General features: G+C 72.4%; 12 protein-coding genes. 6 read left to right on the top strand and 6 right to left on the bottom strand.

Annotated features, from left to right (window positions below; translation table 11 throughout):
- Window positions 1–32: 32 nt before the first annotated feature.
- The 3 genes from ACFULQ_RS33090 to ACFULQ_RS33080 form a co-directional block, all read right to left on the bottom strand.
- Complete coding sequence (locus ACFULQ_RS33090; RefSeq protein ID WP_007383480.1) at window positions 33–236, bottom strand: cold-shock protein; 204 nt, start codon at window positions 234–236, stop codon at window positions 33–35.
- Between the two features lie 247 nt (window positions 237–483).
- Window positions 484–804, bottom strand: a complete 321-nt coding sequence (locus ACFULQ_RS33085) for a MerR family transcriptional regulator (RefSeq protein WP_383551086.1) — start codon at window positions 802–804, stop codon at window positions 484–486.
- Window positions 805–1,584: 780 nt separating this feature from the next.
- Entirely contained in the window at window positions 1,585–2,181 is a 597-nt protein-coding gene (locus tag ACFULQ_RS33080; protein ID WP_383551084.1) for an NADPH-dependent FMN reductase, read from the bottom strand.
- Window positions 2,182–2,295: 114 nt separating this feature from the next.
- On the opposite strand from ACFULQ_RS33080, the gene ACFULQ_RS33075 reads away from it, so the two are divergent.
- Window positions 2,296–3,135, top strand: a complete 840-nt coding sequence (locus tag ACFULQ_RS33075) for a helix-turn-helix domain-containing protein (RefSeq protein ID WP_383551082.1) — start codon at window positions 2,296–2,298, stop codon at window positions 3,133–3,135.
- 286 nt (window positions 3,136–3,421) lie between these two features.
- Window positions 3,422–4,789, top strand: a complete 1,368-nt coding sequence (locus tag ACFULQ_RS33070; protein ID WP_383551080.1) for a phosphatase PAP2 family protein — start codon at window positions 3,422–3,424, stop codon at window positions 4,787–4,789.
- 18 nt (window positions 4,790–4,807) lie between these two features.
- Here ACFULQ_RS33070 and ACFULQ_RS33065 read toward each other — a convergent pair whose 3' ends face one another.
- A complete protein-coding gene (locus ACFULQ_RS33065; RefSeq protein ID WP_383551078.1) occupies window positions 4,808–6,094 on the bottom strand; it encodes a helix-turn-helix domain-containing protein in 1,287 nt (428 codons plus the stop codon).
- Window positions 6,095–6,280: 186 nt separating this feature from the next.
- Here ACFULQ_RS33065 and ACFULQ_RS33060 point away from each other — a divergent pair, with 186 nt between their 5' ends.
- Window positions 6,281–7,012 carry a DUF4232 domain-containing protein gene (locus ACFULQ_RS33060; protein ID WP_383551076.1) on the top strand — a complete coding sequence of 244 codons (732 nt, stop codon included), beginning with the start codon at window positions 6,281–6,283 and terminating at the stop codon, window positions 7,010–7,012.
- Between the two features lie 5 nt (window positions 7,013–7,017).
- On the opposite strand, the gene ACFULQ_RS33055 is transcribed toward ACFULQ_RS33060, so the two are convergent.
- Window positions 7,018–7,962 (bottom strand): LysR family transcriptional regulator, encoded by a 945-nt coding sequence (locus ACFULQ_RS33055; protein ID WP_383551074.1) that lies wholly within the window; start codon window positions 7,960–7,962, stop codon window positions 7,018–7,020.
- A 148-nt stretch (window positions 7,963–8,110) separates the two neighbouring features.
- Between ACFULQ_RS33055 and ACFULQ_RS33050 the strand changes: the two genes are divergently transcribed.
- Window positions 8,111–9,352: an MFS transporter gene (locus ACFULQ_RS33050; RefSeq protein ID WP_383551072.1), complete on the top strand. Its 1,242-nt coding sequence runs from the start codon at window positions 8,111–8,113 to the stop codon at window positions 9,350–9,352.
- A 212-nt stretch (window positions 9,353–9,564) separates the two neighbouring features.
- Here the strand turns inward: ACFULQ_RS33050 and ACFULQ_RS33045 are convergent, their stop codons facing one another.
- Window positions 9,565–10,242 carry a TetR/AcrR family transcriptional regulator gene (locus ACFULQ_RS33045; protein WP_383551070.1) on the bottom strand — a complete coding sequence of 226 codons (678 nt, stop codon included), beginning with the start codon at window positions 10,240–10,242 and terminating at the stop codon, window positions 9,565–9,567.
- Window positions 10,243–10,338: 96 nt separating this feature from the next.
- Between ACFULQ_RS33045 and ACFULQ_RS33040 the strand changes: the two genes are divergently transcribed.
- Window positions 10,339–11,373 carry a medium chain dehydrogenase/reductase family protein gene (locus tag ACFULQ_RS33040; RefSeq protein WP_383551068.1) on the top strand — a complete coding sequence of 345 codons (1,035 nt, stop codon included), beginning with the start codon at window positions 10,339–10,341 and terminating at the stop codon, window positions 11,371–11,373.
- A 93-nt stretch (window positions 11,374–11,466) separates the two neighbouring features.
- Window positions 11,467–12,528 carry a nitrous oxide reductase family maturation protein NosD gene (locus tag ACFULQ_RS33035; protein WP_383551066.1) on the top strand — a complete coding sequence of 354 codons (1,062 nt, stop codon included), beginning with the start codon at window positions 11,467–11,469 and terminating at the stop codon, window positions 12,526–12,528.
- Window positions 12,529–12,552 lie beyond the last annotated feature (24 nt).

Genomic DNA, 12,552 nt, shown 5'->3' with positions numbered 1-12,552 from the left:
GTGCGGGCCCCAGCCGTAAAACTGCGTCAGCGTCAGGCGGGAACGATGTTCTCGGCCTGCGGGCCCTTCTGGCCCTGCGTGACGTCGAAGGTAACCTTCTGGCCTTCCTGAAGCTCGCGGAAGCCGGAGGTGGCGATGTTCGAGTAGTGCGCGAACACGTCAGCGCCGCCGCCGTCCTGCTCGATGAAGCCGAAGCCCTTTTCCGCGTTGAACCACTTCACGGTGCCAGATGCCATATTGAATCTCCCTAGGGGCAGTGCCGGGATCCGCACTTTACGGATTCCGAGTCGCCGCGATGATCACCCCTCCGGAAGACCCGGAAAGACCCGGAGAGTTTGTGAACAATCTCCGGAAACCAAAACTGCAACTTTTATCACGGTAACACACCGTAGATGCGCGGATCCACGTCGCCGGTAATTCTGGGCCGGTCCCGTCCGGAAACCTCGCCGCGCGCCGTGCGTGATTCTGCTGCCGCTGCGACAGTTATTCGTCGAGCCGCCGGCGCATCTCCTCGTTCTGGCGGAGGGCGTCGTCGAGCCGGTCCTCCAGGTCGATGATGCGGCAGGCCGCCTCGATCGGGGTGCCCTGGTCGACCAGCTCACGGGCCCGGGCGGCGATGCGCAACTGGTCGCGGGAGTAGCGGCGGTGGCCGCCGTCCGAGCGCAGCGGGGTGATCAGTTTCGCCTCGCCGATGGCCCGCAGGAAGGCGGGCGTGATACCGAGGACGGCGGCGGCCCGGCCCATGGTGTAGGCCGGGTAGTCGTCGTCGTCCAGGTGACCGGCGGGGGAGGTCTCGGCGGGCATGGCACCTTCGTTTCGGGGGCGCGGCGGGCCTGCGGACACCGACGGGCTCCGTTCCCGCCCCAGGAGTGCCCGGATGCTCACAACCCTAACGTCGGCCCCGACGGATATGTGGCGCCGCCCCGACAGATTTCCGTTGGCGGGGACCCCCGAGATTCAGGAGAACGGGGGAGCGCTCAACCGGAGCCGAAGCACCCCCTGGTGACGCACCCCACGCCCCACCGCTCTCCGCCGAGCGCCCCCCACCAGACCCCGTGCGCCCCCGCCGGGTTTCCGCTGCGTGCGCGGGGCGTCTGCGTCGGACCTGAGCCGGACCTGCGCCGGGCTTCGGCTGCTCGCGCCAGATCTCCGCTGTGGGCGCGGGGGCCTGCCGGAGCCTGCGCGGCGTCTCCGCCTGACCCGCGGCGTATCTCCGCCGGACCCGGGCCGGACCTACGCCGGCTTTTCGCTGTGCGTGCCGGCGGGCCGCTGTCCCCGGGCTCGATCTCCGCTGTGCGCGAGTGGGCCCTGCCGACCCCGCGGGGGCGTCTCCGCCTGACCCGCGGCGTATCTCCGCCGGACCCGGGCCGGACCTACGCCAGCTTTCGCTGTGCGTGCCGGCGGGCCGCTGTCCCCCGGCTCGATCTCCGCTGTGCGCGAGGGGGCCCTGCCAGACCCTGCGGGGCCTCTCCGCCAGACCCTGCGGAGCCTCTCCGCCGGACCCCGCGGCGAGTCTCCGCCAGACCCGGCTCTCCCCCCTTGTGTCGGGCCCCCGTGTCTCCACCTGTCCGGTCTCCCCTCCGCTCACGCCGGATAGGGCGCGGTCTCCCGGGCCCTGCTCAGCGCTCCCGCCCACCAGGACAGTTGCTCCAGCAGGGTCTTGGCGTATTCGGTGGTCGCCGGGTCGGTGGGGTGGCCGTCCTGCCACGCGGTGAAGTAGTTCGGGAAGGCGAGGCCGTCGCGGATGGTGACCGCGTGGAGTTCGGTCAGGACGTTCTCCAGGTGCAGCACCGCGTGCCGGCCGCCCGCCGCGCCGCCGTAGCTGACGAAGGCCACGGGCTTGGCCGTCCACTGGGTGAAGTGCCAGTCGATCGCCGCCTTCAGGGACGCGGGGTAGCTGTGGTTGTACTCCGGCGTGACCACGACGAACGCGTCGGCCCCGGCCAGCGCGGACGTCAGCGCGGCCATCCCGGCGGGCCGCGGGTAGTCGTCGCCCGCGTACTTCGGGGAGGCGGCCGGCAGCGCCAGGGGGATGTCGATGTCGGCCAGGTCGACCACCTCCACCTCGAAACCACCGTGGACGCGGGCCTGTTCGGCGACCCATTCCCCCACCACCGGACCGAACCGGCCCTCCCTGACGCTGCCGACGAGGACCACCAGCTTGTGCTTGTCGTTTTCCATGCCCAGAACGATCGAGCCGCGCGGCCGCCGCAGCCAGACCGGACTCAGGCTGGCCCCCGCAGGGCCACGCTGAGCCCTCCGCGCGCGGCCGGCCGCGTCCTATGCTCGGGCCCCATGGGGACACCGTTGGGGGACTTCGTCCGGGCCAGGAGGGACAGCACGCAGCCGGCCGATCTGGGGCTGCCCGACCGGGGCCGCCGCCGCTCACCTGGGCTACGGCGCTCGGACCTCGCCGCGCGGGCCGGGATCAGCGTCGAGTACCTGACCCGGATCGAGCAGGGCCGGGACCGCAACCCCTCGGTGGCCGTGGTCAACGCCCTCGCCGACGCCCTCTCGCTGTCCCCCGCGGAGCGCGACCACCTGCGCTACCTGACGAAGATCAGCGGCGGGGAGTGCGTCGCCCGTACCCGGCCCGCACCACCGGTCCGCCGGGTGCGGCCGTCCGTCCTGCGCACGCTGGAGCTCATGGAGCCGGGCATCGCCATGGTGACCAACCGGATCGGCGACGTCCTCGCCCGCACCGGCGCGTTCGAGGCGGTGACGCGCGGCTCCGGACTGCTCGACTCCGACACCCCGAACCTCACCCGATACGTCTTCACCGACCCGCGCGCCCGGTCCTTCTTCGCCGACTGGGACGACGTGGCGGACGAGCAGGCCTTCGACCTGTGGCTGGGGCCGTCGATCGACACCCACGAGTGGTTCACCGCGGAGCTCGCCCCCGTGGCCGGCCCCGAGCTCACCCGCCGCCTGAACCGTCATGTCGTCCCGCGCCGCGGCGAACTCCGGCTCCACCACCCCTCGGGCCCCACGCTCCGGCTGCTCCGAGAGACCCTCGAACTCACCGCGGACGCCCAGCAGCTGATCGTCTTCCTCCCCGCGGACGAGACCACGGCCCGGACCGTCGACCGCCTCCGGCCCCCACCGCACGGGAGCCGGCTGCGAGCCATCTCGTAGCACCGCGGGGCCCCGCAGGTGCCGTAGGCGGCCGACATCACAGTGTCCGATTGTCCCCGCCATGCCATACGCTGCACCTTCGGCGGCGTCCACAGTGCATCCACAGCCGGTGCCAGGGGGGAAACGCTGCCGGTCATCTTCCACCCGGTGGGCGCCGGGCTTCTCATGTAGAGGGGGGCACATCACCGTGCGCATGCTCGGGCTGCCGGAACCCGGACCGTGATCCTTCCCTCTTCCCCTTTCGGGCGGGCGGTTCTTTGAACGACATCTAGCGAAGTGGCCGAAATTGAGACAGATACTCCAGCGGATCGACGCACGGGCGGGGCTGTGGGCCGCGGTGGGCACCGTGGCCCTCGGTTCCTTCGTCGCACTGGAGGTCGCCGCACGCGGTTACGGCGTGCCGGGCCCGCTGACCACGCTGGCGCGCGAGACGGTCCTCCCGCCGAAGTCGGGGCCGCTGCTGTACGCCGGCCTGGCCCTGACGATGGTGGTGCTGACCTGGCGGGAGCGGTTCATCGCCCTCGGCACCGCGATCGCCGTCGACCTCGGCTTCCTCGTGGTGCGGACGGCGTGCGGCATCGAGGTGACCCACGGCCACCCCTTCGGCAACGGCGCGCTGTGGGTGACCCTCGGCTGCGGGGTCCTCGCCCTCACCCGCCGCACCGGCCCGGAACGGACCCTGCTGCTCAAGGGCGTCGGCCTCGGCCTGGTGCTGGTGGCCGGCCGCAAGCTGGGCGACACCTGGCTGATCATCACCGCGAAGAGCCGGCCGCAGGTCCTCGACCCCTACCTCGCGGCAGCCGACCACGCCCTGGGCAACCCCTCCTGGCTGATGGGCCGGCTCGTCACGGCGACCGGGGCGATCGGCTTCAACTTCCTCGACACCATCTACGGCCAGCTCGCGGTGGCCGCGGTGGTCGTCGCGCTCTACCAGCTGCGCCACGTGGCCGCCGACCGCCGCTTCCCGCGCCACCACCTGGTGCGCACCTTCCTGCTGATCGGCCTCCTCGGCCCGGCCATCTACATGATCTTCCCGGTGGTCGGCCCGGTCTTCGCCTACGGCACCGGCACCGACCACTGGGCGTCGATCGCCCTGTGGTCGCCCCAGATACCCAGCGACGGAAGCTGGGCGGTGGCGAACCTGTGGCCCGGGACCCCGCCGCCGATATCCGCCCCGCACTCCATACCCTTCGACACGGTCACCCCCCGCAACTGCATGCCCAGCCTGCACACGGCCTGGGCCACCGCGATCTACATCCACTCCCGCAAGGGCCCGCGCGCGCTGCGCGTCGCGGGCACGTTCTGGCTGATCGCCACGCTCTGCGCCACGCTGGGCTTCGGCTACCACTACGGCGTCGACCTCATCGCCGGTGTGGTGTTCACCCTGACCATCGAGATGGCCGTACGCACCTACGACCGCGGCTGGGACCGCTCCGGGCTCCGGCTGACGGCGTACGGCACAGGCGTCTTCGTGGCGCTGCTGGCGTCGTACGCGCTCCTGCCCGTCGAGATGGGCGAGCACCCCTGGCTGGCCGGCCCGCTGCTCCTGCTGGCGATGCTCTCCGTGATCTACGGCTATGTCCGCACCGTCGCCCGCTGGGAGACGGCGACGATGCCGGCGCCGGAGCCGCAGCCGCACCCCGAACCGGCGTAACCGCGCCCCCCGCCCGGATCAGCCCCCGACCCGCTCGATCCACTCGCTGCCGCCCAGCGGATAGTCGTAGCCGGGGCGGCCCACGTCGGCGCTGGTGCGGAACGGGCTGCCGTCGTCGTCGATGTGCACGGTCCCGCTGCGGTCGCCGCTGGACCAGTCCAGGGTGAGGTCCCAGCGGACGTCGTGCGCCGTGGTGTGGGCGGTGACGTAGAAGACCTCCGGGTCGGACTCGCTGACCTTGTACGGGAAGTCGCGCTGGCCGTTCTTCACGGTGACCGCGGGGCTGCCGTCGTCGAGGGCGACGTCGAACGACTTGGTCCCGACCCCGCCGCCGCAGCCGACGCCCATCGCGTAGTCGTTCCAGGCGAGCGGCGCGTTCTTGCTGAGGACGCGTACGTGCAGCGCGTTCAGGACGACGGTCTGCGCGCTGGTGCCCTGGACGGTGAGCGCGAGGCGCTGCTCGCCCGAGGAGACCGCCCCGTAGGCGGCGGCCCAGCGCGGGGCGTCCTGCTCGCTCGCCGGCGGGCCGACCTGCGCGGGCTCGCTGTCGACGAGGAAGTGCTGGCTGCACGGGCTGTCGTAGACGTAGGGGCGGTTGGCGACGGCGAGCGGGACGCCGGTCGCGGGCTGCCCGGTGGCGGGCTTGCCGGCGCCGCGGGAGGCGCCGGATCCGGCGTGCCCGGCACCGGCCGTGCCGGTGGAGGAGGCGGAGGCCGACGGGGACGGGCCGGGTCCGCCGCGGCCGGCGGACGGGGTGGCGGAGGGCTTGCGCGCGGTTCCGGCGTCCTGGGTGCCGGTGACCACCGGTGCCGAGGTGTCCCCGGTGGGCGTCGGGCGCAGAGCGTACGCCACGGCTCCGAGCGCGGCGACCACCGCGACGGAGGCGATCAGCACGGTACGGCGGCGGGACCAGGGGGAGCGACGGGGCGCGGCGACCTCGCCCGCCGGGTCGATGACGACCGGTTCACCGGTGTCGCCGTCGCCGTCGCCCTCGTCATCGCGATCACCACCACCGGCGTCCGCGGGCACCTGGTCCGTCCTGCGGCCGCGGGCCGCGTCCGCCAGGATCCAGCGGCGGTGCAGTTCCACCAGCTCCTCCGGGGTGGCCCGGCAGACCCGGGCGAGGCGCTCCACCGGCGCGTACTCGACCGGCACCGCGGTGCTGTTGCAGTAGCGGTGCAGTGTCGACGTGCTCATGTGCAGACGCTTGGCGAGCACGCCGTAGCTGAGCCCCGAGCGGTCCTTGAGCTCCCGCAACAGCTCCGCGAACGCCTCCGACTCGGTCGTCCCCGCTGCCCCTGACACCCGTACCCCTCACCCCGGCGTCCCGGGAACGCATTCCAAGGGCACCGCATTCTTCCTGGTCAAAGCCCATTTCAGCGTTTCAGCGTCCCCAACTGCCCGCTGGGCGTGGCGGTTGGGACGGATCGCCTCACAAGCTTCGGTCATCCAATCACCACCGCCACTCGAACTCCCAAGGGGCTCAGCGACATGTCGAACCTCCGCACCTCCCGCACCCGTCTCGCCGCCGCCGCGGCCACCACCGTCCTCGCGGCGCTCGCCCTGACCGCGTGCGGCGACGCCACGGGCACCCAGGACGAGGGCGCCGCGACGACGAACACCTCCGTCACCCCGAGTGCGGGCACCGGCTCCCAGGCCTCCGAGGGCTCGTCGAACCTCACGGACTCCGTCGGCACCGAGCCCGCCGCCGGGGCGAAGACCACGACGGCCCCCGCCGGCACCTCCGCCTCCCGCCCCTCCTCCGCCCGCCCTGCCTCGGGCGGCTCGTCCTCGACGCCCGTCACGTGCGAGGGGTCCACCACGAAGACGGTGGCGGCCCCGCTGACCCGTCCCGTGAACCACATGCTGCTCACGGTGACCAACACGGGCACCAGGACCTGCTTCCTCTACGGCTCCCCGGTCGTCCGGTTCGGTGCGGCGCAGTCGGTGCCGCCGACCATCGAGGAGTCCCAGCCGCAGGCGGTGGTCACGCTCGAGCCGGGGCAGTCCGGTTACGCCTCGGTGAGCCTGTCCGCCACCGACGGCAGCGCCGGGAACGGCTATACGGCCAAGTCCCTGACCGTGTACTTCCAGGGCCGTTCCCTGAGCGGAAGCGTCGGCAAGGGCGCGACCCCGGCCCTGCCCGCGAAGGGCGTGTACGTCGACGACTCCCTCAAGGTCACCTACTGGCAGCAGGACATGAACGACGCCGTCTCCTGGTGACCCGGTCACCGCGGGTCGCGCGGAAGCACCCAGTCCGGTACCCAGGTCCCGGCGGCTTCGTGGCCGGCCGTCCTCGCGGCGAGGTGGGTGCGGAGGGCGGCCAGTGCCGGGTGGGGGTTGTCGCGGTGCCACAGGAGCGAGTGCGGGTAGACCGGCGTCGGGTCGGTCACCGGGATGCGGCGCAGGCCGTGGTCGGCGGGCCAGATGAGCCGGGTGTGCTCGCCCATGAAGGTGGCCAGGGCCGGGGTGTCGGCGATGGTGTCGAGGAGCGCGTCGGAGCCGAAATTGGGGCCGGTCACCTCCAGGGTGAGGCCGAACTCGGCGACCAGGTCGTCGTAGTAGGCACCCCACTCGGTGCCCGGGGCGATGCCGGGCATCCAGATCCGGTGCCCGACGAGCTCCGCGACGGTCACCGAACGGGCGCCCGCCAGCGCGTGCGCGGGGCCGGTGAGGAGCTGGAGCGGCTCGTCGAGCACCCGGACGGCGGCGATGTCCTCGGGAAGGGGGCGGCCGGGCGCGGCCACGGCGCGGAAGGACGCGTCGATGGCACCGGTGCGCAGGGCGGTGACGGCCGTCTCGATGTCGAACAGCATCATCACGTCGAGCTCGATCTCGGGATGCGCGCGGTGGAAGGCCCGCATCAGGCCCGACTGCGCGCTGCGCGAGGCGAGCACGTCGACGCGCAGCGGGCGGCGGCCGGGGCGTACGGACGCGCTCGCCCGTTCGGCGACCCGCAGCAGCTCGCGGGCGTGGGGCAGGAACGCCCGACCGTCGATGGTGAGCTCGGCCCCGCGCGGGGCACGGGTGAACAGCCGCACGCCGAGGGTGCGCTCCAGTGCCGCGACGCGTTTGGAGACGGCCTGCTGGGTGATCGACAGGTCGTCGGCGGCCCCCTGGAACCGGCCGGCCTCCGCGACGGCGACGAAGGTGCGCACGGTTTCGAGGTCCACGCCGACCCACCTTAGGAAACAACCGGCGGTTGTGGAGTGCCGCCGGGTCGGTTGTTTGACCTGCTGGTGTCCCGCCCGCTTGGCTTTCGTCGGTCAACGCCGCTTTGTGCGGCCGGGGTCTTGGGGGGGCAGGGTGGGCAGGAGACGGTTGGGGCGGCCGTTCGGCCTGCTGTGGGCGTCGTACGCGGTGAGCGCGTACGGGTCCGGTCTCGGCTTCGGGGCGCTGCCGCTGATCGCCGTGCTGGTGCTGCACGCCGGGCCCTTGGAGGTGTCCGCGCTGTCCGCGGTGGGGCCTGCCGTGGGCGCGCTGCTCGCGGTGCCGCTCGCGCCGTGGGTGGAGTTCCGGCCCAAGCGCCCGGTGATGATCGTGATGGACCTGGTCCGGTTCGCGGTCATGGCGACGATCCCGCTCGGGTACGGCCTCGGGTGGCTGAGCTTCGTCCAGCTGCTCGTGGTCTCGGCCGTGGTCGCCGCGGCCAAGATCGCGTTCAACGCGGCCAGTGGCGCCTACCTGAAGACGCTGGTCCGAGCGGACGACCTGCTCGTGGCCAACACGCGGTTCGAGTCCACGAACTGGAGCTCCATCGCGGTCGGGCCACCGCTCGGCGGGGCGGCGATCGGTCTGTTCGGGCCGGTCACCACGGTGGTGTTCGACGCGCTCAGCTACCTCCTCTCCGCGCTGGGCATCACCGCGATCGGCGGCCGGGAGGAAGCCCCGCGGATGACCGGAAGGAGCCCGGTGCGGGCGGGCGGGCTGCTCGACGGCTGGCGGCACATCCTGGGCCACCCCGGTCTGCGGCCGCTCTTCCTCAACCAGCTGCTCGTCGCCGGTCTCATCATGGCCAGCGAACCGCTGCTGGCCGTGCTGCTGCTCCGCCACCTCGGGTTCCCGCCCTGGCAGTACGGCCTCGCCTTCGCCGCCCCCTGTCTCGGCGGGCTCGTCGGCTCGCGGCTGGCCCGCCCTGTCGTGGCCCGCTTCGGCCGGGACCGGGTCTTCCGGACCGTCGGCACCCTGCGTGCCGTCTGGCTGATCGGCCTGGCCTTCGTCCGTCCCGGTGCCGTCGGTCTGGTCACCGTGATGGCCGTCGAGCTGGCGATCATCGTCAACATGAGCCTCTACACCCCGGTCCTCGCCACCTACCGCCTGGAACAGACCCCGGACCACCTCATCGCCCGCACCCTGACGGCCTGGTCGATCGCCTCGGGGACCACGATCGCCACCCTCACGGCCCTGACCGGCCTCCTCGCCGACGCCACGGGCCCCCGCACCGCCCTGACGACCACGGGCCTCCTCATCCTGACCACCCCGCTCCTGCTTCCCCGACGGGACCGGGCGCTGCGGCACGAGCCGGAAAGCCCCGCGGCCACTGAAGCGGCGAGGACCGATTGAGCGTCCCGCCCGCGCGCGGCTCCATTGAGCGTCCCGCCGGCGCCTGCCTCCGCTGAGCACTGCGCCCGCACACGACCGCCGTTGAGCACCACGACCGTGCGCGCCCGGCTACACACCGCCCCCGCACAACACCTGGCGCCCGTCGTGCTTCCCGGCACCGAACCACCCGCCTCGCCCCGCTCCGGGCCGGCCGACTCACACCGGTGAGCCCGTCAGTTCGGTGAGTTCGGTGGTGGAGTTGTCGGTGAGCCCGTCAGTTCGGTGAGTTCCGTGGCGTAGTAGTGGGCCGGGTCGAAGCCCATGCCCGTGAAGTGGCCGGCCAGTTCCAGGGACAGGGCGCCGTGCAGGCGGGTCCAGAAGGTCAGGGCGCGGTGCAGGGTGGCGGTCGGGGCGGGGTGGCCGGCCGCCCAGTCCCGGTGGTCCTCGAGGTGCTCGTCGAACGGGGTCGCCGGGCGGTCCCCGGGCAGCCGGGCGCAGGCGTCGAGGAGGGCCGCCATAATCTCCCGCGCGATCGCGGTGATGTCCTCGGGCGCGTGATAGCCGGGGACGGGGGTGCCGTAGACGAGGAAGTAGCGCTGGGGGTCGTCAAGGGCCCAGGCCCGCAGCGCGTGGGCCAGCGCGGTGGCGTCGGCGCCGGTCCGCACGGCCGCCGCGAAGGTGTCGGCGAGGCTCCGGTACGCGTCCCGGACCAGCTCGGTGATCAGCTCGTCCCGTCCGGCGAAGTACCGGTACAGCGCGGGCCCGCTCATGCCCATCTGCTTGGCGATCGCGTTGAGCGAGAGCGCGGACGCGCCCGCCGTGGCGATCTGCTCCCACGCGCGTTCCTTGATCTCCGTCCGGACCTGGGCGCGGTAGCGCTCGCGCGGGGTCTTCGCTTCCGAGTTCACCATGGTTAGAGGTTATCACTGAAGTTATTGACACTTCCGATGAAGCGGTTATAGCTTCTAACCAACGCGAAGCCAACTAACCCTTCGGAGGGCGCAGCCATGAACACCGAGGAACTCGTCGAGATCGTCCTGCCGGGCAAGGTCGAGCCGGAGGGGCTCCGGATCCGCCGCGGAACCGTGCCCACCGCGGGCCCCGGCCAGGTCGTGATCCGCATGGAGGCGACCGGCGTCTCCTTCGCCGAGCAGCAGATGCGGCGCGGCCGCTACTACGACCAGCCGCCCTTCCCCTTCGTCCCCGGCTACGACCTCGTCGGCACCGTCCTCGCGACCGGCGAGGGCGTCGCCCCGGAGCTGGCCGGCACCCGAGTGGCCGCGCTGGTCAAGGTCGGCGGCTGGGCCAGCCATGTCGTGGTCGAGGCGGCGGACGTGGTGCCGGTGCCCGACGGGATCGGCGCGGCCGAGGCGGAGACCCTCGTGGTCAACGGCATCACCGCCTGGCAGATGCTGCACCGCAAGGCCCGGATCCGGGCCGGCCAGACCGTCGTCGTGCACGGTGCCAACGGCGGCGTCGGCTCGGTCCTGGTCCAGCTCGCCCGGGCCGCGGGTGCCCACGTGATCGGTACGGCCTCCGAGCGCCACCACGACGCGCTGCGGGAGCGCGGAGTCGTCCCCGTCGACTACCGCGCCGCCGACCTCCCGGCCCGCATCCGCGCACTCGCCCCGCAGGGCGGGGTGCACGCCGTCTTCGACCACGTCGGCGGCCGCGGCATCGTCGACTCCTGGCGCCTGCTGGCCCCCGGCGGCACCCTCGTCTCCTACGGCAGCGCCGCCACCCGGGACGCCGAGGGCTCCAAGCAGTTGCCGGTGCTGAAGCTCCTCGGCCGGGTGTGGCTGTGGAACGCGCTGCCCAACCGCCGCCGCGCGTACTTCTTCAACGTGTGGGCCGGCAAGGCCCTGGCCAGGAACCGGTTCCGCGCCCGGCTGCGCGCCGACCTCACCCAGGTCTTCGCCGCCCACCGGCGCGGCGAGGTCACCGCCCAGATCGCCGCCCGGCTGCCGCTCGACCGGGCCGCCGACGCCCTGCGGCTGGCCGAGTCCGGCACCGTCGCCGGCAAGGTCGTCCTCCACCCGTAGCGAGCAGGCGTACGCCCGAACCGGCCGCCGTGACACGCCCCCAGGTGGTCTATCCGTACGGTTCCAGGGCATTCACCCCATAACGTACCGAATATGATGAGATTTCATATCTCCTACCTGGCCTGCGCCGCGGCGATCATCGGGGCGGCTCTGACAGCCGCGCCGTCCGCCGCCGCCCATCAGACGATCCATCTGGTCTTCCCCGGACAGTCGATCCAGCGGGCGGTGGACGCCGCCCAGCCGGGTGACACCGTCCTCGTGACCCCCGGCACCTACCGCGAGAGCGTCAAGGTGACCACCCCCGGCCTCACCCTGCGGGGCACCGGCCGCGAGACCGTCATCGAGCCGGCCGTGACGAAGGCCGCCAACGCCTGTGCCGAGCGCGGCAACGGCATCTGCGTGATCGGGACGAAGGACCGCGACCTCGAGGGCGTCACCGTCGCCTCCCTCACCGTACGGAACTTCCCCGGCACCGGTGTGTTCGCCATGGCGACCGACGGTCTGACCGTGCGGAACGTGACCGCGGTGAAGAACGGCGTGTGGGGGATCGCCCAGGAGGGTTCGGTCCGCGGGGTGTTCCGCAAGAACACCGCCCGGGACAACGGCGACGCCGGCCTGTTCCTCGCGAACACCATCACGAGGGAGGCGGGCGCCACCGACACCGAGGGCACCGTCGTCGAGCGCAACCGCCTGGAGGGCAACCGGATCGGCATCACCGTCCGGCGCCTCAGGAACCTCACCGTCGCCGACAACCAGATCACCGGCAACTGCGCGGGCGTCTTCGTCGTCGGCGACGAGAACAAGCCGCGGGCCGGCGCCCTCACCGTGCGCGGCAACACCGTCGTGAAGAACAACAAGTCCTGCCCGGCGACCGCGCGGCTGGAGGCGTTGCAGGGCTCCGGCATCGTGCTGACCGGCACCGAGGACACCCTGGTGACGGGCAATCACATCACCGGCAACGTCGGCACCTCCTCGCTGTCGGGCGGCATCGTCCTGTTCAAGAGCTTCGTGGGCACCAGCAGCGAGCGGAACCGGATCACCGACAACACGCTGGAGGGCAACGCCCCGGCGGACCTCGTCAACACGGACACCGGCAAGGACAACGCCTTCACGGGCAACACGTGCGGGGCGTCCCGGCCCGCGGGACTGTGCTGACCGGCCGTGGCCATCCAGGAAACC

It is taken from the genome of Streptomyces sp. NPDC057253, assembly GCF_042669125.1.
In the GTDB taxonomy this organism is placed as follows: Bacteria; Actinomycetota; Actinomycetes; order Streptomycetales; family Streptomycetaceae; genus Streptomyces.
Note: the sequence above shows the minus strand (reverse complement) of the source record. Positions and strands in the feature narration are given on the sequence as shown.